At 69.2% G+C, this 22,964-nt stretch carries 18 protein-coding genes; 6 read left to right on the top strand and 12 right to left on the bottom strand.

Annotated features, from left to right (window positions below; translation table 11 throughout):
• Positions 1-40 precede the first annotated feature (40 nt).
• Positions 41-1,003 (top strand): TIM44-like domain-containing protein, encoded by a 963-nt coding sequence (locus AC3IF1_RS24075; RefSeq protein ID WP_489219652.1) that lies wholly within the window; start codon positions 41-43, stop codon positions 1,001-1,003.
• Between the two features lie 28 nt (positions 1,004-1,031).
• On the opposite strand, the gene rsmA is transcribed toward AC3IF1_RS24075, so the two are convergent.
• The 5 genes from rsmA to lptF form a co-directional block, all read right to left on the bottom strand.
• On the bottom strand, positions 1,032-1,910 hold the full coding sequence (gene rsmA / locus AC3IF1_RS24070; RefSeq protein ID WP_489219651.1) for a 16S rRNA (adenine(1518)-N(6)/adenine(1519)-N(6))-dimethyltransferase RsmA: 879 nt from the start codon (positions 1,908-1,910) through the stop codon (positions 1,032-1,034).
• On the bottom strand, positions 1,907-3,022 hold the full coding sequence (gene pdxA / locus AC3IF1_RS24065; protein WP_489219650.1) for a 4-hydroxythreonine-4-phosphate dehydrogenase PdxA: 1,116 nt from the start codon (positions 3,020-3,022) through the stop codon (positions 1,907-1,909). The genes rsmA and pdxA overlap by 4 nt, the downstream gene beginning before the upstream one ends.
• Before the next feature lie 204 nt (positions 3,023-3,226).
• Positions 3,227-5,806 (bottom strand): LPS-assembly protein LptD, encoded by a 2,580-nt coding sequence (locus AC3IF1_RS24060; RefSeq protein WP_489219649.1) that lies wholly within the window; start codon positions 5,804-5,806, stop codon positions 3,227-3,229.
• Positions 5,807-5,883: 77 nt separating this feature from the next.
• Complete coding sequence (lptG, locus tag AC3IF1_RS24055; protein WP_243973443.1) at positions 5,884-6,972, bottom strand: LPS export ABC transporter permease LptG; 1,089 nt, start codon at positions 6,970-6,972, stop codon at positions 5,884-5,886.
• Between the two features lie 7 nt (positions 6,973-6,979).
• Positions 6,980-8,140: an LPS export ABC transporter permease LptF gene (gene lptF / locus AC3IF1_RS24050; protein ID WP_243973444.1), complete on the bottom strand. Its 1,161-nt coding sequence runs from the start codon at positions 8,138-8,140 to the stop codon at positions 6,980-6,982.
• Between the two features lie 286 nt (positions 8,141-8,426).
• Between lptF and AC3IF1_RS24045 the strand changes: the two genes are divergently transcribed.
• From AC3IF1_RS24045 to msrP, 4 genes are all read left to right on the top strand, one after another.
• Positions 8,427-9,938 (top strand): leucyl aminopeptidase, encoded by a 1,512-nt coding sequence (locus AC3IF1_RS24045; RefSeq protein ID WP_489219648.1) that lies wholly within the window; start codon positions 8,427-8,429, stop codon positions 9,936-9,938.
• Between the two features lie 72 nt (positions 9,939-10,010).
• On the top strand, positions 10,011-10,709 hold the full coding sequence (locus tag AC3IF1_RS24040; protein ID WP_489219647.1) for a hypothetical protein: 699 nt from the start codon (positions 10,011-10,013) through the stop codon (positions 10,707-10,709).
• A 99-nt stretch (positions 10,710-10,808) separates the two neighbouring features.
• Positions 10,809-12,566: an AMP-binding protein gene (locus AC3IF1_RS24035; RefSeq protein WP_489219646.1), complete on the top strand. Its 1,758-nt coding sequence runs from the start codon at positions 10,809-10,811 to the stop codon at positions 12,564-12,566.
• Positions 12,567-12,707: 141 nt separating this feature from the next.
• Entirely contained in the window at positions 12,708-13,661 is a 954-nt protein-coding gene (gene msrP, locus AC3IF1_RS24030; RefSeq protein WP_489219645.1) for a protein-methionine-sulfoxide reductase catalytic subunit MsrP, read from the top strand.
• A gap of 16 nt (positions 13,662-13,677) precedes the next feature.
• Here the strand turns inward: msrP and AC3IF1_RS24025 are convergent, their stop codons facing one another.
• From AC3IF1_RS24025 to carB, 6 genes are all read right to left on the bottom strand, one after another.
• The gene (locus tag AC3IF1_RS24025) at positions 13,678-14,568 is read right to left on the bottom strand and encodes a LysR family transcriptional regulator (protein WP_010681976.1); all 891 of its coding nucleotides are present in this window, start codon (positions 14,566-14,568) and stop codon (positions 13,678-13,680) included.
• Positions 14,569-14,825: 257 nt separating this feature from the next.
• Positions 14,826-15,806, bottom strand: a complete 981-nt coding sequence (trxB, locus tag AC3IF1_RS24020; protein ID WP_489219644.1) for a thioredoxin-disulfide reductase — start codon at positions 15,804-15,806, stop codon at positions 14,826-14,828.
• Between the two features lie 14 nt (positions 15,807-15,820).
• Positions 15,821-16,870, bottom strand: coding sequence for a mitochondrial fission ELM1 family protein (locus tag AC3IF1_RS24015; RefSeq protein WP_489219643.1), 1,050 nt, complete (start codon positions 16,868-16,870; stop codon positions 15,821-15,823).
• A gap of 279 nt (positions 16,871-17,149) precedes the next feature.
• Positions 17,150-17,650, bottom strand: a complete 501-nt coding sequence (locus AC3IF1_RS24010) for a hypothetical protein (RefSeq protein WP_243973451.1) — start codon at positions 17,648-17,650, stop codon at positions 17,150-17,152.
• Between the two features lie 4 nt (positions 17,651-17,654).
• Positions 17,655-18,131 (bottom strand): transcription elongation factor GreA, encoded by a 477-nt coding sequence (greA, locus tag AC3IF1_RS24005; protein WP_243973596.1) that lies wholly within the window; start codon positions 18,129-18,131, stop codon positions 17,655-17,657.
• A 90-nt stretch (positions 18,132-18,221) separates the two neighbouring features.
• Complete coding sequence (gene carB / locus AC3IF1_RS24000) at positions 18,222-21,695, bottom strand: carbamoyl-phosphate synthase large subunit (protein ID WP_489219642.1); 3,474 nt, start codon at positions 21,693-21,695, stop codon at positions 18,222-18,224.
• A 305-nt stretch (positions 21,696-22,000) separates the two neighbouring features.
• Between carB and AC3IF1_RS23995 the strand changes: the two genes are divergently transcribed.
• Positions 22,001-22,435 carry a pseudoazurin gene (locus tag AC3IF1_RS23995; RefSeq protein WP_489219640.1) on the top strand — a complete coding sequence of 145 codons (435 nt, stop codon included), beginning with the start codon at positions 22,001-22,003 and terminating at the stop codon, positions 22,433-22,435.
• Positions 22,436-22,466: 31 nt separating this feature from the next.
• Here the strand turns inward: AC3IF1_RS23995 and AC3IF1_RS23990 are convergent, their stop codons facing one another.
• Complete coding sequence (locus tag AC3IF1_RS23990) at positions 22,467-22,844, bottom strand: hypothetical protein (RefSeq protein WP_489219639.1); 378 nt, start codon at positions 22,842-22,844, stop codon at positions 22,467-22,469.
• Positions 22,845-22,964 lie beyond the last annotated feature (120 nt).

Genomic DNA, 22,964 nt, shown 5'->3' with positions numbered 1-22,964 from the left:
CGCTCCGCGCCGTTCAGTTCTCGTCCTCAGAGGCGTGTACATGTTGACCCAGATCTCGCGCCGCCGGCGCGTGGCCGCCCTCCTGGCACTGGCCGCGGCGCTGACCGTCGCGGCGCCCGCCGCCGAAGCCCGTCCGGGCGGGGGCGGCTCCATGGGCTCCCGCGGCTCGCGCACCTTCACGGCCCCCTCCGCCACGCCGACGGCGCCGGGCGGCGGCATGACGATGCAGCGCTCGCAGACGGCGCCGTCCCCCGGCATGGGCAATCCTGGCCTGCAGTCTCCGGGCGCGTCCGGCCGCCGGTTCGGGGGCGGGTTCTTCGCGGGCCTGCTCGGCGCCGGCCTGATCGGCGCCCTGCTGGGCGGCGGCTTCTTCGGCGGCCTCGGCGGCCTGACCTCGATGATCGGGCTGCTGTTCCAGATCGGGCTCGTCGTCTTCGTGGTGATGCTGGCCCTGCGCTTCTTCCGCCGCCGGAACGAGCCGACCGGGGCCGGCGCGCCCTACACGCGCTCGTCCATGGACGGCGCTCAGGGTCCCTCCGGCCCGATGGGTGGTGCCGGGGCCGGGGGCGGCCTGTTCGGCGGCTCACGCCCCGTGCAGACGCGCCCGGTGCAGGTCAGCCCGGCCGACTATCAGGCGTTCGAGCGGCTGCTTGCCGATGTCCAGGATGCCTATACCCGCGAGGATCGGGTAACGCTCGGCAATCTGTCGACGCCGGAGATGGTGAGCTACTTCGATGAGGAGTTGCGCAACAACGCCGCCCGCGGCGTCGTGAACAAGATCTCCGACGTGAAGCTCCTGCAGGGCGACCTGGCAGAGGCCTGGGCCGAGGACCGCACGGAATACGCCACCGTGGCCATGCGCTACGCCCTCAAGGACGTGATGGTGGAGCGCGGCAGCGGCCGGATCGTGCAGACCGACGCGCCGGAGGTCACGGAACTGTGGACCTTCCAGCGGCAGCCCGGCCGTGGCTGGGTGCTGTCGGCGATCCAGCAGACCCGCTGACCGCAACCGCGCCCCGGGGGCACATGATTCACGCCGGCGCCGTCACAGCGGCGCCGGCGTTTCTGTGTGCGTCCCAGAGGTTGGCGAGATCGACGAAGCCCGCCACCGGAATCTCCTCGGCCCGCGCCGTCTCGGCCAGACCGGCGGCGTCCAGCAGGCGGCTGGCCTCCGGCGTCAGCGCCTTGAGGCTCTGGCGCAGCATCTTGCGACGCTGTCCGAAGGCCGCACGGGTCACCGCCTCAAGGGCCCCGGCCCGGCAGGGCAGGGGACGCGCCCGCGGCACCAGCCGGACCACGCTCGACGTGACCTTGGGTGGCGGCACGAAGGCCGAGGGGCTCACGTCGAACAGGATCTCGGCCTCGGTGCGCCAGCCGCAGAGGACGCCGAGGCGGCCGTAATCGGCCCGCTCCTCCGGCCCGGCCACGATTCGCTCGGCCACCTCGCGCTGGAACATCAGCACCGCCTGATCCCACCAGGGCGGCCAGGCTTCGCCGTCGAGCCAGCCGGTGAGCAAAGCCGTCCCGACATTGTAGGGCAGGTTGGCGACGATCCGCGCCGGCCCGGACCCCACGAGGGGCCGCGGATCGAAGGTGAGGGCGTCGGCATCGACGACATCGAGGCGGCCGGGATAGTGGGCGGCGATCTGGGCGAGCGCCGGCAGGGCGCGGGCATCGCGCTCGATCGCCACGACCCGGGCGGCCCCCTCGGCCAGCAGCGCCCGGGTCAGGCCACCCGGGCCGGGGCCGACCTCCACCACCGTCACGCCCTCGAGGGGCCCCGCGGCGCGGGCGATCCGGCCGGTGAGATTGAGGTCGTACAGGAAGTTCTGGCCGAGCGCCTTGCGGGGCTCCAGTCCGTGCCGGGCAACGACATCACGCAGCGGCGGAAGACCGTCCCCGGCGCTCACAGCTCGTCCTCGGGTTCGAAGTGCCGGGCACCCGGGGACCGGGGCCGACCGGCATAGATGCTGAACGGGATGATTTCGGCGCCGTCGGACGCCTGCGCGCGACCGGTTGCGTTGGCGGCAAGCTGCGCGGCGAGGCGCAGGGCCACCATCAGGCTGTCGGCCCGCGCGATTCCCTGGCCGGCGATGTCGAAGGCGGTGCCGTGGTCCGGCGAGGTTCGCACGAAGGGCAGCCCGAGGGTAACGTTGACGCCGTCGTCGAACGCGATGGTCTTGATCGGGATCAGGGCCTGATCGTGGGTCGGCGCCAGGGCGACGTCATAGGTCGCGCGGGCGCGGGCGTGGAACAGCGTGTCGGCGGGCAGGGGCCCGCGGATGTCGATGCCGGCGGCGCGCAGGCGGGCCACCGCGGGGGCGAGCACATCCCGGTCCTCATGGCCGATCGTGCCGGCCTCGCCCGCATGGGGATTCAGGCCGGCCAGGACGAGGCGCGGCTCGGGCAGGCCGAATCGTTGCCGCAGGTCCCGGGCGACGATGGTGGCGGTCTCCTCCACCAGTTCCTGTGTGAGGAGGCGGGGGACGTCCTTGATGGGCACGTGGATCGTCACCGGCACCACGGCGAGGTCGGTGCTCCAGATCATCATCACCGGCCGCGGCGGCGTGAGGCAGGGGGGCACCGCGAGGGCCGCCAGGAACTCGGTGTGGCCCGGATGGGCGAACCCGGCCCGGGTCAGCACGAACTTGGCGATCGGATTGGTTACCACGGCGCTGGCGCGCCCGGCCTTCACGAAGCCCACCGCAGCGGTGATCGACTCGATGGTGGCACCGGCATTCACCGTATCCGGCACGCCGGGCTCGGCGGCGACGAGGGCGCCGCTCGGAAGCGGCACCACCGGCAAGGCGCGGGGAAACACCTCCGCGGCGGTCTCGGGATCGACTTCGGCCACGGGAACGAGACGTCCGAGACGGTTGGCCAGGCGCTCGATGAAGGCCGGATCGCCCACCAGGAAGAAGGGCGGCAGCGGATCCGCGCCGCCGCGCCCGAGCCAGGCGCTGAGCGCCAGTTCCGGACCGATCCCGGCGGGGTCTCCGAGGGTGAGGGCAAGCGGCGGCATGGAGGGTCTATAGCGCCGGCGCGGCGTAGGCGCACCCGCGCTGTGATGTTCCCGCCTCTCCATTTGAGGAGGCCGGATCCGCGCGGTTCTCCCTCCCCCTCTGCGGGGGAGGGAGGGCGCATGCCTCCTCCGAGGTGCCATACCCGGCGACCCGACTGTGATCACAACCGCGATGGGTGAAGCCGCAAGCCGATCCGCGGACCGTCACCGCACCGAGGCGATGCCGTCCGCCGTGGTCGCCGTGCCGACGTTCTGGCGCAGATCCGCCTCGCCGAGCGTCTTCAGCTCGACCCGCAGCAGCACCGTCTGGTTGCGCTCGCGCACGCCCGTGGCGGTGGCGATCGGTGAGTTGATGTAGTTCAGCGAGACGGTGGTGCACTCGTCCTGATAACCGCCGCCGAAGCTCGCCCCCGAGAGGTAGAACCGTCCCGGATTCTGGTAGACCGGCACGGTCCCGACCGAGTTGGCCAGGTAGGAGGTCAGTGCGTCCTGATAGGTGTTGCGCACGTCGAGATAGTGCGTGAGGTCGACCAGCAGCGAGCCCGAGATGAACCAGTTCGGCGTGATGTTGTAGGTGGCGGTGGCGGTGATGCCCTCGCGGTAATGGCTGTAGCCCAGCAGCGGCTGCGCCTCGTAGTAGGAGTAGAAGGCCGACAGGGTCAGCGGCAGGAACGGCGCGAACCGTGCCGTCGCGCCGGTCTCGAACCGTGCCACGTGGAAGTCAGCCTGGTTGAAGCGGGCGCGGGTGATGAAGGTGATGTTCTGGTTCGGCGAGACCTGGAAGCGCCCCACGAAATCCGACCGCTGGGTCTCCAGTCCGGAATCGAGGCCGACATCGGCGATGTCGCCGCGGCGGAACGAGTTGACGCCGGCGAGCTGGATCGACTCGCCGAACAGGACGTTCGCGTACCAGCCTGACGGCGTTACGACCGAGTACTGGCCGCCGAGATTGGTGCGCACGCCGCCCTCGACCCGGTCGTAGCCCGAGAACTTGTCCCACTCGAACAGCGACGTGTCATCGAAGACGAGGCTCTGGGCGTCCTCGTTGGGCAGGTGGCCGATCCGCGTCTCGGACGGGCGCGCGATGATCTGGCCGATCGGCTCCAGGGTATGGACGCCGAGCGCGCCGAAATTGGCGACGAACGGATACCGGTAGTCCAGGCCGATCGCGGGCATCACCCGGCCGGCCAATCCCTGATCGACGTGGGCGATCTGTGGGACGAGGTCGTTCTGGTAGCCCGAGAAGCTCGTGCTGTTGAAGAATGCGTCGGTGCGCAGATAGGCGAAGGGCGTGAACTTCTGACCCATGTCGTCGATGAAGCTGCGCCGCCAGGAGAGTTCCGCCGAGGCGCGGGTGTTGTTGCCGGCGAGCCCCTGGATCGCGCAGGTCCCGCGCTGGAACACCGTGCAGGTCTGATAGAGCGGGAAGCTCACGCCGTTCACGCTCGGCGAGAACAGGTAGCTCGCGGTGCGCGGCAGGCCCTGATACTGGGTCGTCTCGCGGTTCAGGCTGGTGATGTTGGCCTGGAAGCGCACCTCGCCGCCGATCTCGGCGGGGCCGTTGACGCGCTTGTCGTAGTCGATGACCGGCGCGACGATCGGCTGCTGCTTCTGCCAGTCGAAGCTCGACAGCCCCTTGAAGTAGTAGCCCCGCGCCTCGAACCATGAGCGGTCGCCCTGGCCGATCAGGTAGCCGGTCGAGGTCGCCTCACGGAAATAATCCGTGGTGATGTTCTGGTTGCGGATCCGGTAATTGTCGAGGAACCACTTGTCGGTGACGCCGACGACGTCCCAGCCGGTGCGCCAGCGCTCGTTGATGTAGAACCGGCCCTGCGATTCAACCGAGCCGCGGAAGTCGCGCTCGCCGGCCCCGAGGGGGCTCGGCAGGAAGGCCGAGGGCGTGGTCTGCGAGATGCCGGACAGGCGCAGGTTGTAGAAGCCGTTGTCGATCCGCTGGCGGAACTCGCCCTGTGCCAGCACGCCCTGGCGGCTGAGCACGGTCGGCGTCAGGGTCAGGTCGTAGTTGGGCGCGAGATCCACGAAGTAGGGGAGCGACACGCCGCTGCCCAGAGCCGTCGTCGAGATGAAGCGCGGCGTCAGGAAGCCGGTCTTGCGCTTCACCGTGGGATCGGGCGCCTCGAAATACGGCAGATAGGCGACCGGGATCCCGGCGATCTCAAGGGTCGAATCGTCGAAGTAGACCGTGTGGGTCTCGTTGTCGTGAATGATCTTCTGCGCCTTAATCTGCCAGAGCGGCGGCGTCTCGGGGTGGTCCTTACAGGGCTCGCAGGCGGTGTAGCTGCCGGACTCGAAGCTGGTCTGCTCGCCGTTCAGGCGCTCCGCCCGGGGGGCGGAGAAGCGCGTGCGTACCGTCTCGAACTTGCGCTGCACCGTCTGCTGGCCACGGAAGGCGTCGACGAAGCCGGTCTTGAAGTCGTCGGTGAGTTCCATGCGCGCGCCGGTCACGACGCCGCCATCGGCTTCGGTGAGGCGGACGTTGCCCTCGGCGAAGACGCGGCCGGTGTTGCGGTCGTAGCGCACCCGGTCGGCCTGAAGCGTCCGCGGGCCGTAATGCAGCTCGGCGTTGCCCCGGGCGGTCACGGTGCTGTGGTCGTTGTCGTAGATCAGCTCGTCGGCCTCGACGAGGAGCTTCTCGCCCGGCTTGCCGGTCCTGAGTTCGGGCAAACCCTGGGCATGCGCCGACAGGCCTCCCGCCAGCGGCGCGGCGAGCGCCAGCATCGCCAGGAGACCTACCTTCCGCAGGATGTCGGTGACCTTACGCAACGCGCGTCCCAACCCCTGTGACGTCTGCCGCCACCAACCTCACCACCGGTCTCCCTGCCCGCGACGGATCGCGGGTGTCAGCCGTCTTCCTGGTACAGAAGCGTGAGCGTACCGAGAAGACTGCCTACCACGGCGGGGAACCACGCCGCCACCGGTGCGGCCACGAGTCCGGACGCGCCGAGCCCCTCCATGACCTGTCGGATCACGTAGAGGGCGAAGCCGGCCGCGACGCCACCGAGGACGAGTTTGCCAACACCACCAAAGCGGAAGAACCGTAAGGAAACGGTTGCCGCGACGATGACCATGGCCACGAACAGGACCGGTCTTGCCCACAGGACATCGTACTGGAGACGGTATCGCGTGGCGTCCAAACCGGCCCGTTCGGTCCGTGCGATGGTTGTGGGAAGTTGCCAGAAAGGCACAGATTCCGGGGGGGTGAAGCGCTGCCGCACCTGTCCGGGGTCGAGATTCGAAGCGATCAGGTAGGTGTCGAACGACTCGGGCGGGGCGTCCGGCGTCAGAACCCGCACATCCGAGAGCTCCCAGTAGCCGTCGTGGAGCGCGGCCCGGGCGGCCACGAGCTGGTCGACGAACTTGCCGGCATCGTCGAAGGCGAAGACCGACACACCGGAGAGGGTCGTGGTGCCCTCGATGGCGGTCTCGGCGCGCAGGATCGCCTCGCCGTCGATGCCCTTCTGACGGATCCAGAGGTCCTTGCCCGAACTCGCCTTGGTCGCCTTCGCGAAGATCCGGGCCTCGATCTCGGTGGAGCGCTGCTTCAGCAGCGCCGAGACGGGGTTGTAGATCCCGACCGCGGCGGCCCCGAGGGCCAAAGCCACGAAGATCCCGGGCTGGAGGAACTGCCACGCGGAGATCCCGGCCGCCCGGGCAACCACCAGCTCCAGCTTACGCGAGAGCTGGAGCAGCGCCGCCATGGACCCGAACAGGACCGCGAAGGGCAGCACGCCCTCCGCCACCGCGGGGGTGCGGTACAGGGACAGCTGGGCCATCAGGCCCGTCGAGGCGCCCTCGGCCTCGCCGGCGCGGCGCAGCAGCTCCACGAAGTCCAGCGTGTAGACCAGCGCGAAGACGGTGACGAAGACACCCAGCACCGTGCGGGCGAAGCGGGCGGCGAAGTACCGCCCCAGGGTCGGACCGATCAGCATCATAGGATCAGGCCGCCGGGGCGAGGCGGCGGCCCGACCCGGGGCCGCGCAGTCCCCGCGCCAGGGCGGCGTTGAAGGCCTGCACCCGAGGCCGGCAATAGATCAGCAGGCAGGACAGCCCGATCGCGAGCAGCGGCACGCCGTAGATCGCCGCCACCGCGGCCTGGCTGCGCGCGGCCGCGCTGACCGCGGCGAAGCCGGCGATCCGCAGGCCGACCACGGCGAGGATCGCGCCCGCGATGGCGAGACCGCGCCCCTGGCGGGTGGTCCTCGGATCTCCGAGCGCCGCGAAGGCGATGAAGGCGAGCGCAAGGGGATAGAGGCAGGCGGACAGCCGATCGTGCAGTTCGGCCCGGAAGCGGCCCTTCTGCAGCTTGTAGTAGCCCTCGCTCTGATCGGGGAACAGGAGCTGCGTGGTCGAGCGCTCGCGCGGCTTGTAGATCGTGTCAGAATCCGGGGGCGCGAAGGCGGCGAGGTCGATCGTATAGCGCTCGAAGGTCAGGATCGAGGAGTCGCGCGAGTCCTTCTGCTGCTGGTGGACGCTGCCGTTCTCCAGGATCAGGTAGCTCTGCCCGTCGATATCCACGGCGTTGCCGCGATCGGCGAGATAGACCTTGGTCTTGCCAGCTTCCCGGCGGTCCTGAATGAATAGGCCCTTCAGCGTGCCACCGGGTCCGCGCTCGCGGAAATGGAAGGTGATGCCGTTGTCGAGCTGGGTGAACTGCCCCTCCTTGACCACATTGGCGATGAAGTCGCCGCGGACCCGGGTGATCACGTCGCGCAGCTCCTGGAAGCTCGCCGGCATGACGACCACCACCAGGAACCCCACCAGGAAGCTGACGATCACCGCCAGCCTCCGGAACGGGCGCAGGAGCGCGCCCGGCGGCATGCCGGCCGCCGCCATCACGATCAGCTCGGAATCGCCGTTCAGCTTGTTGAGGGCATAGACACTGCCGATGAACAGCGCGACCGGGGCGATCACCACGATCAGCGTCGGCAGCGACAATCCCGTGACGAACAGGAAGACCAGCAGCGTCTGGCCCTTCGCGGTCACGAGATCGAGTTCGCGCAGGGCCTGCGTCAGCCAGATCGTCCCGGTCAGGCCGACCAGGCAGGCCAGGGTGGCGCCCAGGGCGATCCGAAAGATGTAGCGCTCGATCTGCCTCATCGACCCGGCAGTCCTGCCCCAGCATCGTCCCGCATGGCAGCCGCGGCGTCCAGCGAAAGACGATGCGTATCGAGTGAACGCGCCCGGCGCACCGAATCCGTCATCCGGCCCGTCGCTCCAATCCCTACGCGCCCCCGGTGCGGCAGGGACCCGACAAAAGGGGCGATTCGAGGGCTCTCAAGCCGCGTTGCGTTCTCCGCCTCAGCGGCTACACAGGGCGGATGGCCCGCGCGGCGGCGTGCGGGCGGTATGGACGGCTCCGGACAATCGGGCAGGGCGGACGGGTATGGCGGACGGTATCGAGATCGGTTTCGGTCCCCTCGAACGGGGCGGCCAGGGCCCGGGAGGATCCGGCGATCTCGTCGTTTTCGTCGGCGACGACCTCGCCCTCGGGACCGGAGCCCGGGAGGTGCTGGGCGCCGCCGGGGCGGATCTCGTCGCCCGCGCGGCCACGTCCGAGAAGTTCAAGGGCCGGTCCCTCAGCGCCATGGTCCTGGCCGCACCCTCGGGCATCGAGGCCGACCGCCTCGTGGTGGTGGGCCTCGGCTCCGACAAGGACCGGGCCAAGACCGACTGGCCGATGCTCGGCGGCTTCACCGCCGGCAAGGTCTCGGGCCGCACGGCCCGCGTGGTGCTCGACTGGCCGGGCGCGACCGTGACCGCCCATCAAGCCGGCGAGTTCGCCCTGGGCGCGCGGCTGCGCGTCTATACGTTCGACCGCTACAAGACCAAGAAGAAGCCCGATGCCGAGGACAAGGCCGGCACGGCACTGACCCTGCTGCTGGCGGATCACGGCGCCGCTACCCGCGAGGGAGAGGGTGCCAAGTCTCTGGCCGAGAGCGTTGTCCTGGCCCGCGACCTCGTGAACGAGCCGCCGAACGTGCTCTTCCCGGAGGAATTCGCCCGGCGCGCCTCCGAACTGGCCAAGCTCGGCGTCGAGATCGAGGTGCTGGAGCCGGCCCGGATGCACGAGCTCGGCATGGGCGCGCTGCTGGCTGTGGCGCAGGGCTCGGTTCGGGAGCCGCGGATCGTGATCATGCGCTGGAACGGCGGGCCGGCCGGCGAGGCGCCGGTGGCCTTCATCGGCAAGGGCGTGATCTTTGATTCCGGCGGCGTCTCGATCAAGCCCGGCGGCGGCATGGAGGACATGAAGGGCGACATGGGCGGGGCGGCCGCGGTGGTCGGCGCCCTGCACGCGCTGGCCGCCCGCAAGGCGCGCTGCAACGTGATCGGCGCCATCGGCATCGTGGAGAACATGCCGGATGGCGGTTCGTATCGGCCGTCCGATATCCTGACCTCGATGTCCGGCCAGACCATCGAGGTGATCAACACCGATGCCGAGGGTCGGCTCGTGCTGGCGGACGTGATCACCCATGTCGTCCGCAGCTACAAGCCGAAGGCGATGGTGGATCTCGCTACGCTCACCGGGGCGATCATCGTGGCTCTGGGCCAGGACATCGCCGGAATGTTCTCGAACGACGACGCGCTGGCGGGCAACATCCACGCCGTGGGCGAAGCGACGGGCGAGAAGGTCTGGCGGATGCCGCTGATCCCCGCCTACGACAAGGCGATCGACTCGAAGTTCGCCGACATGAAGAACACCGGCGGGCGCCATGGCGGCGCGGCCACCGCAGCCTCGTTCATCAAGCGCTACGTCGAGGACGTGCCGTGGGCGCATCTCGACATCGCCGGCGTGGCGATGTCGTCGAATGCCAGCGAGATCAACCGCAGCTGGGGCGCCGGCTGGGGCGTGCGCCTCCTCGACCGGCTGGTCCGGGACCATTACGAGGCCCGGTAGGATCGGCCCGGCCATCCCGGCCCTGCCCGTTCGAATCGCGTGCCCGGCATGAAGCCCGCCCCCCCGAGAACCGTGCCCGATCCGGGTCGGGGTGGTGCGCGCCCGGGGGGGGCGCTGCTCGCGGCGTCCGCTCCGATCCTGGCGATGCTGGCCGCGCTGGTGCTGGTGGCGGTCACCGGCTTCAGCCAGCGCTCGGCCATGCCGGAGACCGTCGAGCCCTGGGTCTTCGGATTCTTCGCCGGGCGTTACCCGCTCTTCGCCTTCGCGCTGGTCTACGGGCTCGCGCATCTGGCCCGCGTGGCGGCGGAACCGGGTCCGGCCTCCGGCGCGCGCCGCATCGTGTTCGGTGTCGCCGGCGCGGTGATCCTGGCCCTGGCGGGGCTGTATCCGACCTTCGGCGGGGTGATCCTGCGGGCGGGCTTCGCCACCGGTGGGATGGCCTACCTGACACATCAGCCCCTGTGGCTCGCCTACGGGCTCGGGGCCGGGGTGGCGGCGGCCCTGTTCGGCGGCGTCGCGGGCGTGGCCGCATTCACGGCGAATCGCCCGCTGCGGCCGCGGCTGAGGCGGCTGGGCGCCGGGGCGCTCGCCTTCCTGACCCTCTGGTTCGGTGCCATCGTGCTGGGTCTCTCCGGCCCTCTGGGGCTCGGCCCCTGGCCGCGCCGGGCCCTCCGGCCCGAGGAGACCGGCCTCGCCGCATTGCTGCTGGTCGCCGCCGCGCTGCCGCACGCCCTGCTGACGACAGCGCGCCGACTTCGTCCAGCCGCCTGAGCGCCGCGCCTTGCGGGGCGCCCGTCGTTCCCGCAGAGTCGGCGCGTTCTGCGTTGAGGGACTCGGCCGTCGAGAGTCGGGCCCGAGGGAGGCTTCGCGATGGAAGAGGCGAACGTGATCGCGCACGGCGCTCAAGCGGCCACGTCGCGGTCGACGACGGGCGCGTCGATCGAGGCGGGCTCACCGGACCGTCCCTGGCTCGATGCGTATCCCCGCAGGGTCCCGGCGGAGATCGATCCGGCGCGGCTCGGGACCCTGGTCGACCTGTTCGAGACCAGCGTGACCGCCTTCGCCGACCGGCCGGCGATGCTGTGCTTCGGCTCGACCCTGACCTACGCGACCCTGGGCCGGCAGGCCCGCGACCTTGCGGCTTGGCTCCGGGCCGAGGGGCTGTCGAAGGGTGACCGCGTCGCCATCATGCTGCCGAACGTGCCCGCCTACGCGGTGGCGATCTTCGGCGTGCTGCTCGCGGGCGGCACGGTCGTGAACACCAATCCACTCTACACCCCCCGGGAGCTCACGCAGCAGATCGCGGATTCCGGGGCGCGGATCCTGATCGTGCTGGAGAATTTCGGCGCCACGGTCGCCGCCACCCTGTCGGACCTCGCCCTCGACCGGGTCGTCCTCGTCGGGCCCGGCGACGGCCTCGGCCTGAAGGGCCGCGTCGTCAATCTCGCCAGCCGGCACGTGCGCAAGGCGGTGCCGCCGTTCCGGCTGCCGGAGGGTCTCGCGGTCCCTTTCGCCACCGTTCTGCGGCGCGCGCGGGGACTGCCCCGGGCCGCGGCCTCGGTCGGTTCGGAGGATCTCGCCTTCCTGCAATATACCGGCGGCACGACCGGCATCGCGAAGGCGGCGATGCTGAGTCACCGCAACATCATGGCGAATGTCGAGCAGTCGCAGCTCTGGTTCGACTCGAAGGATCCGAGCGTCCCGCGCTGCTGCGTCACGGCGCTGCCGCTCTACCACATCTTCGCGCTCACCGCGTGCTTCTTCCAATTCATGCGCAGCGGCGGATCGTGCCTGCTCATCCCCAACCCGCGGGATTGCGACGGCATGGTCAAGACGCTGAGCCAAACGCGCTTCACCCACCTCATGGGCGTGAACACGCTGTTCAACGTGCTGATCAACCACCCGAAAATCGGGACGGTGGACTTCTCGAAGCTCGATTTCGTGGTCGGCGGCGGCACCGCGGTCCAGCGGGCGGTGGCCGAGCGCTGGAAGGCGCTGACCGGCAACACGATCATCGAGGGCTACGGCCTGTCGGAGACCTCCCCGGTCGTCTGCGTGAATCCGCGTGGGATGCGCGACTTCTCCGGCACCATCGGTTTCCCGCTGCCGTCGACCGAGGTCTCGATCCGCGACGCGGCCGGCCGGGCGGTCCCGCCCGGGCAGCCGGGGGAGATCTGCGTGCGCGGTCCGCAGGTGATGCGCGGCTACTGGAACCGCCCGGAGGAGACCGCGCGCGCCCTGACGGCGGACGGCTTCTTCCGCACCGGCGACGTCGCCGTGATGCTCCCGGACGGCCAGTTCAAGATCGTCGATCGGATGAAGGACATGATCCTCGTCTCCGGGTTCAACGTCTACCCGAACGAGGTGGAGGAGGTGCTCGCCGCCCATCCCAACGTGCTCGAATGCGCCGTCGTCGGGGCGCCGAGCGAGGAGACCGGCGAGATGGTCGTCGCCCACGTCGTCCTGAAGGATCCAACCGTCGCGCTCGAGGCCCTGCGTGCCTACGCGCGCACGCAGCTCACCGGCTACAAGGTGCCCCGCCGGGTCGTGCTCCACGACACGCTGCCCAAGACCAATGTCGGGAAGGTGCTGCGCCGGGTGCTGCGCGACGGGACCCCGGAGGCCTGACCGGCCCGCGACCGCCGGACGCGGCCCGACGCAGGTAACTGCCCAACCCCGCTCGCCGAAAGGTGAGACTGCGGCGCTTGCGCCCCTGTCGGCCCGGGCCGATCTGTGGGCTGTTCGCGCCGAGGATGCGAGGAGGCGACCATGCTGATCAAGACCAGGCGCGGATGGGAGATCCCCGAGCACCTCGCCACGCCCGAATCCGTGTTCCTGAACCGCCGCACGCTGATCGGCGGCGCGGCCGCCCTGGCCGCCGGTTCGCTGCTCGGCAGCCGCGCAGCATGGGCGGCGGGGGGCGATCAGCCGCTCTACCCGGCTCAGCAGAACCCGGCCTACACCCTCGATCGACCGGTCACGCCCGAACGATTCAGCGCCGATTACAACAATTTCTACGAGTTCGGCACATCCAAGACCGTGCTCCCGGCCGCGAATGCGCTCAAGACCCAGCCCTGGACCCTGAACATCGACGGTCTCGTCGAGAAGCCGTTCGAGATCGGCGTCGACGACCTGATCCGGAAGGTCGGCCTGGAGGAACGGCTCTATCGCCACCGCTGTGTCGAGGCGTGGTCGATGGCGGTGCCCTGGACCGGCTTCCCGCTCGCGAAGCTGGTGGCCCTCGCCAAGCCGAGTTCGGGGGCGAAGTATATCCGGTTCGAGACCTTCATGGACAAGGCCATGGCCCCGGGCCAGCGGGCGTTCTTCTACCCCTGGCCGTACACCGAGGGACTGACCCTGGCGGAGGCCGGCAACGATCTCGCCTTCGTGGTGACCGGCATCTACGGCAAGCCGCTGCCGAACCAGTTCGGCGCTCCGATCCGGGTCGCCGTGCCGTGGAAATACGGCTTCAAATCCGCGAAGTCGCTGGTGAAGGTCTCGTTCACCGCCGACCGGCCCAAGACCTTCTGGGAGGGCCTGCAAGCCTCGGAGTACGGGTTCTGGGCCAACGTGAACCCGGCGGTGCCGCATCCCCGCTGGAGCCAGGCGAGCGAGCGGGTGCTCGGGACCGACCAGCGCGTGCCGACCCTGATCTACAACGGCTACGGCGATCAGGTCGCGGGGCTGTACAAGGGCCTGGAGGGCGAGCGGCTGTTCGTCTGAGCCGCCTCCGCGCCGCTCAGTAGGTCCAGCGCTGGGCCTTCGAGACTAGGAAGTCACGGAATGCCTGGACCCGCGCGACGGAGCGCATCTCCTCGGCGTAGACGAGGTAGCTCTCCAGGCTCGGCATCTCGGTCTCGCGCAGGACCTGCACGAGCTGCTGGTCCCCGTCCACCGCGTAGTCGGGGAGGATCCCAATTCCGGCGCCCGCCTCCATGGCGCGCTGGAGGGCGCCGATATTGTTCACCGTCAGGTGGACGTGGCGCCGCTCGCGGCCGTCGCGCCCGGCATCGGCCAGCCAATGGGCGGCGAGCAGGTATGACGGCTCGTTGCCGCCGAACGACACGAGGCGGTGGTCGTCGAGATCCTCGATCGTCTTGGGTTCGCCAAAGCGCTTGACGTAATCCTGGCTCGCGAACGCATGGTAATGCACCGTGAACAACCGGCGCTGAATCAGGTCCGGCTGGGCCGGGCGGCGCATGCGGATCGCCACGTCGGCCTCGCGCATAGCGAGATCGAGTTCCTCGTTGGTGAGGATCAGCTCGATCCGCACGTCCGGGTAGAGGTCGAGGAACTCGCCCACGCGCTGCGACAGCCAGGACGTTCCGAGGCCGACCGTCGTGGTGACCTTGAGGTCACCGGTCGGCCGCTCCGAAGTTTCCACGAGCCGCGCGCGGGTGTTTTCCAGGCGCAGCTTCATGTCCCGCGCCGCCCGAAACAGCAGGTCGCCCTGTTCGGTCAGCAGCAGACCCCGCGCATGGCGGTGGAACAGCGGCGCCTTGAGCTCACGTTCGAGGGCACTGATCTGACGGCTCACCGCCGACTGGCTGAGCCCGATGTCGTCGCCCGCCTTCGTGAAGCTGCCGGCCTCCGCGACGTTGAGGAAGATCCGGATCTTATCCCAATCCAAGGCCTGAACCCCTACCAGCGCGTGCCCGGGACCGCATCCCGGCCAGTCCGGCACGCGGCGCATCGGGCGGTTCACCGGACGACCGGCACGGCGTCGAGTGCGGACATCCGCGCGCGTCACCGCGTGGGCATGCAAGCGCAGCATCCCGGCGCAGTCGGCACTCCTATGCACACGGTGCATGGTCGCGCGCAAGCACCGGCTGGGGATTTGTGAAAATACCGGTGCAACGGTACCTGTCGCGCTCCGCCGGCGGGATTCTACTCGGCCGCGGCTGCCCGGATCGGATCCTCGCCGATCTCCAGGTTGGCCAGGAACTTCTCCGCTTCCAGTGCAGCCATGCAGCCCATGCCGGCGGCAGTGATCGCCTGACGGTAGACGTCGTCCGTCACGTCCCCCGCGGCGAACACGCCCGGGATCTCTGTCTCCGTGGTGCCGGGCTTCACGGTGAGGTAGCCGCCGTGGCGCATCGGCAGCTGCCCCTCGAAGATCGCGGTCGCCGGCTGGTGACCGATCGCCACGAACACGCCGTCGGCCTTCACCTCGTCGATCGCACCCGTGCGCGGGTCCTGAAGACGGACATGGGTGACGCTCGGCGCCGGCTTCTGCACGCCGCAGATCTCGGCGATCTCCCGGTGCCACAGCACGGTGACGTTCGGATGCTTGAACAGGCGCTCCTGCAGGATACGCTCGGCCCGGAACGAATCGCGGCGGTGGACCACGGTCACCTTGCTGGCGATGTTGGCGAGGTAGAGCGCCTCCTCGACCGCGGTGTTGCCGCCGCCGACCACCACCACCTCCTTGCCGCGGAAGAAGAATCCGTCGCAGGTGGCGCAGGCCGAGACGCCGCCGCCCTGAAACGTCGCCTCGGAGGGGATCCCGAGCCACTTGGCCTGGGCACCCGTGGCGATGATCAGCGCGTCGCAGGAATAGGTCTCGCCCGAATCGGCCTCCAGCCGGAACGGCCGCTGCTCGAGATCGACCTTCGTGATGTACTCCGACACGATGCGGGTGCCGACGTGATCGGCCTGCAGCCGCATCTGCTCCATCAGCCAGGGCCCCTGGATCGCCTCGGCGAAGCCCGGGTAGTTCTCCACATCAGTGGTGATCATGAGCTGGCCGCCCGGCTGGAAACCCGAGATCAGCAGCGGCTCGACCATGGCGCGGGCTGCATAGATCGCCGCCGTGTAACCGGCCGGACCCGAGCCGACGATCACCAGCTTGGCATGCGTGTGGGCCATCTCTCTCGGTCTCCTCAGGCGCGATCGGCCGCGCGGCGTGCGGCATAGGCATCGGCCAGCGCCTGCGCGATCACCGGCGTCGCGTCGATGGGCTTGTACGTCAGGTCCACCAACTGACCGGTGAACGGCCGCAGCGCTCCGGCGATGGCCAGACCGGCGAACATCCGCCGATGCCGGATATAGGTGCGCGGCAGGTCGAAGAGCAGGACCGGCGCGCCGGTCGCCACCGCCTCGCTCACCATGTTGGCGGAGTCCGAGGTCACCACGATCGCCTCGGCCAGCGCCAGCATGGCGACGTAGGGGTTGTCCCCGGTCCCGTCCCAGAGGAACCCGCCCGTGTCGGCGGCGAGGGCCTTCACGGCGTTCCGGAGCGGGTCCGGGGTGCGGCGGGAGATCGTCACCATGAGACGGCAACCCTGCGCCACCAGCCCGTGCAGATCCTCCACGAGGCGGATCATGTCGGTCTTGCGGTAGCTCAGATGCCGGCTGTCGCCGCCGACCAGGACCGCCACCCGCGGCCCGTCGAGGCGCGCGAGCCGCGGATCGGGGTGGGCGCGGGCCGCGGCCAGGCGCGCCGCGGTGACGAGATGCGGGGCTGTCAGCGTCGTGAAGACGTTGGGACCGCGCAGGTCGTCGTAATCCGGAACCCAGATGAAGTCGGCGCTGTCCTCGCCCGTGCGCGGGTCCTTGAGGAAGGCCGTGAAGGTGCGGCCGCCGGTGGCGTTCCGAACCGCCCGGAGATAGGGCACGGCCCGGCGCCCGGAGGCGATCAGGAGGTCGGGATAGGGCCCCGCCAAAGCGCCGGCGCGGCGACGGGGTCCCTCCCGCGGGTCGATGGGCCCCCAGGGCGCCATCCAGCCGAACGGCCCGGACGCGGGGACCTGCCGGATCTCGAAGTCGAGGCCCAGCGTCTCGGCGATCCCGACGCACTGATTCTCGTCGCCGGCCTTGCCGTCCGTGACGATCCAGGCGCGGGCGCGCGCGAGCTCGGGCAGGAGTTCGGATCGCGCCTCCGGCCGGTTGCGCAGGGCGGATTTCGCCTCCGTCACGTCGATGCTTGCCATGCCCCTCGCTCAGGAAACCCGCTTCTGCTCCGGTGCCAAGCCCGACCGCCGGAGCACCGCATTCCGAGATCGGCCCCTCAATCCCATCCCTTCCCCTCATCCTGACGTGACCGCGTCAGCGGGCCACGAAGGAGGGCTGCACAAATCGCGCGGCCAGCTGGAGGCCTCCGCTGCGCTCCGGCACCCCAGGATGAGGGGGTGGAATGGCGAACTTCACCTGAAGACATCCCGCATCGCCGCATCTCGCCTGCCTTGGCAACGTCTGTCGGCAAAGCACACCTAATCCCGCGGGAGATCCCGCGCGAGCCACTGGGCAAAGATGTCGGCGATCGCTGCCAGCCGACGCCCCTCGAATTGCGGATCGTACCACGCGCCGCCGTAGCTCGACGGCGTCGCGGTCATCTGCGGGTGTCGCCCGAGGATCTGCCCCGTCTGCCCGATGAGCAACGCCTCGCCTTCCAGGTAATCGGTCTGGAAGTTGCCACCCGAGCCATGACGGGCGCCGCTGCCGACATAGGGCCGCAGCGACAGGCCGCTCACCACCACGACGAGGCGCGGTCCTCGCCCCCCGATCCGATCCGCGAACGTCCTGCGCAGGGCCTCGGTCAAGTCGGTGGCCAACGCCTCCGCCTGCAGACCCGCGCCCTTGTCGCGCAAGGGTCGCACGTCGACGCGGATATCGGAAAACCGGGCGGTCGCCGGAAAGTCATCCGCCGCCGCGGAGCCCGCGGCGGCGAGGAGGATCAACCCGGCGAGCCGACCCCGAAAACGCGGGCCCATGCGCTCAGCCGCCGAACCGGACGGCCACGACCTCGTAGGACTTGCCTCCGCCCGGCGTCGTGACTTCGACGGTGTCCCCGACGCCCTTGCCGATCAGCGCCCGGGCGATCGGCGAGGTGATCGAGACGCGCCCCGCATGCACGTCGGCCTCGGGCTCGCCGACGATCTGGTAGGTCTTCTCCTCCTCCGTGTCCTCGTCCACGAGCTTCACGGTGGCGCCGAACTTGATCTTGTCGCCGGACAGCTTCGCCACGTCGATGATCTCGGCACGCGCGATCATGCTCTCCAGCTCGATGACGCGCCCCTCGTTGTGGGACTGAGCTTCCTTGGCGGCGTGATATTCGGCGTTTTCCGACAGGTCTCCGTGCGCGCGGGCCTCAGCGATGGCCGCCACGATGCGCTGGCGCTCCACCTGCTGGCGGTGTTTCAGCTCCTCTTCGAGGGCTGCGAAACCACGCACCGTGATCGGAACCTTGTCTATCGTCATCGTCTCGCGCCACAATGAAGAGGCCCGGCCGAGAGTGTAGCACTCCCTCCGGGCCACGAGATTAAGTCAGCGGAACCCTGAGGCTCAGGCCGCAAAGTATTCCTGCAACGCGCGGACCTTGAGATCGCCTTCTAGATAGGCCTTGATCCCCTCGGCCGCAGCCATCGCGCCGGCTAGAGTGGTGTAATACGGCACCTTATGCAAGAGGGCGGCGCGCCGGAGCGACCGCGAATCCGAGAGTGCGCCCGCCCCCTCGGTGGTGTTGAGGACGAGCTGGATGCCGCCGTTCTTGATGGCGTCGACCACGTGCGGCCGCCCTTCGAGGACCTTGTTGATCCGCTCGGCCGGGACGCCGTTCTCCACGAGGAAGCGCTGCGTGCCGCCGGTCGCCAGGATCGAGAAGCCGAGATCGGACAGGAGCTTCATGGTCGGCAGGATGCGGACCTTGTCGGCGTCGCGCACCGACACGAACACCGCGCCGGCCTTGGGCACCTGCGTGCCCGAGCCGAGCTGGCTCTTGGCGAAGGCGACCCCGAAGCTCGTGTCCAGACCGATCACCTCGCCGGTGGAGCGCATCTCCGGCCCAAGCAGCACGTCGACGCCCGGGAACCGCGCGAAGGGGAACACGGCCTCCTTCACGGCGATGTGCGGCAGGGTCTTCGGCTTCAGGCCGAAGGTGGCCAGCGGCTCCCCCGCCATGACCCGGGCGGCGATCTTGGCGATCGGCTCACCGATCACCTTGGCGACGAACGGGACCGTGCGCGAGGCCCGGGGGTTCACCTCCAGGACGTAGATGGCCCCGTCCTTGATGGCGTATTGAACGTTCATCAGGCCGACGACGTTGAGCGCCAGGGCCATGGCCTTGGTCTGCCGCTCCAGCTCGGCCATGATCTCGGGGGAGAGCGAGCGCGGCGGCAGGGTGCAGGCCGAGTCGCCGGAATGAATGCCGGCCTCCTCGATGTGCTCCATGATGCCGGCGATGAACACGTCCTTGCCATCGCAGACCGCGTCAACATCGACCTCCACGGCGTCCGACAGGTAGCGGTCGAACAGGAGCGGGTTCTTGCCCAGAACCGTGTTGATCTGCCCGGTCTTGTCGTTCGGGTAACGGGCCTTGACCTCCGAGGGGATCAGGCTCGGCAGGGTGTCGAGCAGATAGTCAGCGAACTGGGTCTCGTCGCGGATGATCGCCATGGCGCGGCCACCGAGCACGTAGCTCGGGCGGACCACAAAGGGCAGGCCGAGATCGGCGGCGACCAGGCGTCCCTGCTCCACCGAATAGGCGATGCCGTTCTTGGGCTGCTTCATCCCCAGCTTGTCGAGGAGCCGCTTGAACTGGTCGCGGTCCTCGGCGAGGTCGATGGCGTCCGGCGAGGTGCCGAGGATCGGCACGCCGGCGGCCTCGAGCGCCCGGGCGAGCTTCAGCGGGGTCTGGCCGCCGAACTGCACGATGACGCCGTGCAGGGTCCCGGCCTGCCGCTCGGTCTCGATGATCTCCAGCACGTCCTCAGCGGTCAGCGGCTCGAAGTAGAGCCGGTCCGAGGTGTCGTAGTCGGTTGAGACTGTCTCCGGATTGCAATTGACCATGATGGTCTCGTAGCCGGCCTCCGACAGCGCGTAGCAGGCGTGGCAGCAGCAATAGTCGAACTCGATGCCCTGGCCGATCCGGTTCGGGCCGCCGCCCAAAATGATGATCTTGTTGGCCCCGGTCGGCTGAGCCTCGTCCACCACCGTGCCGGCGATGGGCGCCACGTAGGTCGAGTACATGTAGGCGGTGGGCGACTTGAATTCGGCCGCGCAGGTGTCGATCCGCTTGAAGACCGGCCGCACCGCGAGCGCCCGGCGGGCGGCGCTGACCGCGGCCTCGTCGGTGCGGGCGAGCACGGCGAGGCGGGCGTCCGAGAAGCCGGCCGCCTTGAGCTGGCGGAAGGCGCCGGGCGTCGTCGGCAGGCCGTGGGCCTTGACCCGGTTCTCGAGGTCGATGATCGCCTGGAGCTGCTCCAGGAACCACGGGTCGATCTTGCAGGAGGCGTAGACCTGCTCGTGGCTGACGCCCAGCCGCAGGGCCTGCGCGACCTTCAGGAGCCGGTCCGGGGTCGGCGTGCCGATGGCCGCCTTGATGGCGTTGTGGTCGTCGCCCTTGCCAAGGCCCTCGATTTCGATGTCGTCCAGGCCGGTCAGCCCCGTCTCCAGGGAGCGCAGGGCCTTCTGGAGGGATTCCGCGAAGCAGCGGCCGATCGCCATGGCCTCGCCCACCGACTTCATGGCGGTGGTCAGAGTCGGTTCGGCGCCCGGGAACTTTTCGAAGGCGAAACGCGGGATCTTTGTGACCACGTAGTCGATCGTCGGCTCGAACGAGGCCGGGGTCGCGCCGCCGGTGATGTCGTTGGCGATCTCGTCGAGGGTGTAGCCGACCGCGAGCTTGGCCGCGACCTTGGCGATCGGGAAGCCGGTGGCCTTCGACGCCAGCGCCGAGGAGCGTGAGACGCGCGGGTTCATCTCGATCACGATCATCCGCCCGTTCTCGGGGTTGATCGCGAATTGCACATTCGAGCCGCCGGTCTCGACGCCGATCTCGCGCAGCACCGCCAGGGAGGCGTCGCGCATCACCTGGTATTCCTTGTCGGTGAGTGTCAGCGCAGGCGCCACGGTGATCGAATCACCCGTATGCACACCCATCGGATCGATGTTCTCGATGGAGCAGACGATGATGCAGTTGTCGTTCCGATCCCGGACGACCTCCATCTCGTACTCCTTCCAGCCGAGCACGCTCTCCTCGATCAGCACCTCGTTGGTCGGCGAGGCATCGATGCCACGCTCGACGATGTCGAGGAATTCCTCACGGTTGTAGGCGATGCCGCCGCCGGTGCCGCCCATGGTGAAGGACGGGCGGATGATCGCCGGCAACCCGACCTCGGCCAGCGCCATCAGGGCCTGGCCGATGGCGTGCTCGCCGTAGCGCTTGCGCCGGTCGGTCTCACCGACCGCCCAGCTCTTCTCGAAGGCGGTCAGCGCCGCCTGGCGCGCCGCGGGATCGGTGTCGGCGGCCTCGATGCGGGCGATCTCGGCAAAATACTTCTCCCGGTCCGCCTTCTTGGCCGCGGAGGCGTTGGCGAGCGCCGATTTCGGGGTGTCGAGCCCGATCTTGGTCATGGCGTCGCGGAACAGGTGCCGGTCCTCAGCCTTGTCGATGGCCTCGGCGGTGGCGCCGATCATCTGGACGCCGTACTTGGCCAGCACGCCCATCTTCTGGAGCGACAGCGCGCAGTTCAGCGCGGTCTGGCCGCCCATCGTCGGCAGGATCGCGTCGGGGCGCTCCTTCTCGATGATCTTGGCGACGATCTCCGGGGTGATCGGCTCGACATAGGTCGCGTCCGCCATGTCCGGGTCGGTCATGATGGTCGCGGGGTTCGAGTTCACCAGGACGATCCGGTAGCCCTCCTCACGCAGCGCCTTGCAGGCCTGGGTCCCGGAATAGTCGAACTCGCAGGCCTGCCCGATGATGATCGGCCCCGCACCGATGATCAGGATCGAGGAGATGTCGGTGCGCTTGGGCATCTGCGGCCTTGTCAGGCCATGCGTATCCGATCAGGCACGGCCGGTCTCGGCCCTGCTTTCGGACGCGCGTGGCGGGATTGTCGTTGAGCGCCGCGTTTACACGGGCCTCGGGCGCTTTGAAAGACCGGGGTCGGCCTGCGCGTTCCCCGGCGCCGCAGCCCGCGGATCGCTTGGTCAGCCCAGACTCGAACAATTCTCAAGTCTTTGAGTCAGCGTGCACCGTATTGCCGAGTCTTTTCCGGATCCGTGAAGGACGACCGATCGACGGTCCCGTCGATTCAAACGAGACCAATTCGAGATAGACGATGATCATGGAAACGGTCAGCGCCGCGGTGCTTGCGTTCGCCGCAGCGACAGCGGTTCACGCCACGGAAGTCTCCATCAAGACGCTCAACAGCGGCCCGGGCGGGATGATGGTCTTCGATCCGGCCTTCGTGAAGATTCAGCCCGGCGACACGGTTCGGTTCGTACCGGCCGACAAGGGACACAACGCCGAACTCATCAAGGGCATGGCGCCCGAGGGCGCGCCGACCTTCAAGACCGTGGTCGGCAAGGAGGAGACCGTGACCTTCGAAAAGCCCGGCCTCTACGGCTTCAAGTGTTCGCCGCACTACATCATGGGCATGGTCGGGCTGATCGAGGTCGGCGACAGGCCGGAGAACTTGGAGACCGCCAAGGCGGTGCAGCACGGCAAGCTCGCTGCCAAGCGCTTCGAGCCCCTGTTCGAGCAGGTGCGGTAGCGGTGCCGGGGGTGGCGCAGGCCACCCCTCCTCAGAAGCCGGCGTAGAGCGCGGCCAACGCCCGGTCGATGGAAAGATAGAAGATCCCGAAGGCGACCACGGCGGCGGCGGCGAATTCCAGCGCGACGTTGGGGAGCGTCTGCGCCCGGCGCAGGGCCTCGCGGCCGAAATACACGGAGATCCAGGCGAGGGCGAGGACGGCCGGCAGGGCGAACAGGTACGACACCGTGCTCTCGACGCGGTCGAGGCCGCCGGTCGGGTCGATCAGCGCCCGGATGTTGCGCACCCAGGGGGCGTAGACGGCGGCGTAGAGGGCCGTCAGCCACGACAGGCCGACCGCGATACCGAGATGGACCGTGAAGGTGCGGTGCAGGCGGGAGAAATCGTCGCGTGCCTCGTCGATGGTCATCCGGCATTCCCCTGCGACGGAGCCGGCCGGCGCGGATGCGCCGCCGCTCTCTGGCCGTCGTGGGTGTCCTTAAGCCAGCGGATTCGGCGGATTTTATGGCCCGGGCGCGGCCCGATTGGG

The organism is Methylobacterium sp. E-012, assembly GCF_057836545.1.
The sequence above is the reverse complement of the archived record's forward strand: the minus strand, read 5'-3'. Positions and strand labels throughout refer to the sequence as shown.

Coding starts and splice junctions, on each gene's coding strand:
- msrP (WP_489219645.1), top strand. CDS start 12,708: ATGCTGATCAAGACCAGGCGCGGATGGGAGATCCCCGAGCACCTCGCC.
- AC3IF1_RS24045 (WP_489219648.1), top strand. CDS start 8,427: ATGGCGGACGGTATCGAGATCGGTTTCGGTCCCCTCGAACGGGGCGGC.
- lptG (WP_243973443.1), bottom strand. CDS start 6,972: ATGCTGATCGGTCCGACCCTGGGGCGGTACTTCGCCGCCCGCTTCGCC.
- AC3IF1_RS24035 (WP_489219646.1), top strand. CDS start 10,809: ATGGAAGAGGCGAACGTGATCGCGCACGGCGCTCAAGCGGCCACGTCG.
- carB (WP_489219642.1), bottom strand. CDS start 21,695: ATGCCCAAGCGCACCGACATCTCCTCGATCCTGATCATCGGTGCGGGG.
- trxB (WP_489219644.1), bottom strand. CDS start 15,806: ATGGCCCACACGCATGCCAAGCTGGTGATCGTCGGCTCGGGTCCGGCC.
- lptF (WP_243973444.1), bottom strand. CDS start 8,140: ATGAGGCAGATCGAGCGCTACATCTTTCGGATCGCCCTGGGCGCCACC.
- AC3IF1_RS23995 (WP_489219640.1), top strand. CDS start 22,001: ATGATCATGGAAACGGTCAGCGCCGCGGTGCTTGCGTTCGCCGCAGCG.
- AC3IF1_RS23990 (WP_489219639.1), bottom strand. CDS start 22,844: ATGACCATCGACGAGGCACGCGACGATTTCTCCCGCCTGCACCGCACC.
- AC3IF1_RS24015 (WP_489219643.1), bottom strand. CDS start 16,870: ATGGCAAGCATCGACGTGACGGAGGCGAAATCCGCCCTGCGCAACCGG.
- AC3IF1_RS24010 (WP_243973451.1), bottom strand. CDS start 17,650: ATGGGCCCGCGTTTTCGGGGTCGGCTCGCCGGGTTGATCCTCCTCGCC.
- pdxA (WP_489219650.1), bottom strand. CDS start 3,022: ATGCCGCCGCTTGCCCTCACCCTCGGAGACCCCGCCGGGATCGGTCCG.
- AC3IF1_RS24075 (WP_489219652.1), top strand. CDS start 41: ATGTTGACCCAGATCTCGCGCCGCCGGCGCGTGGCCGCCCTCCTGGCA.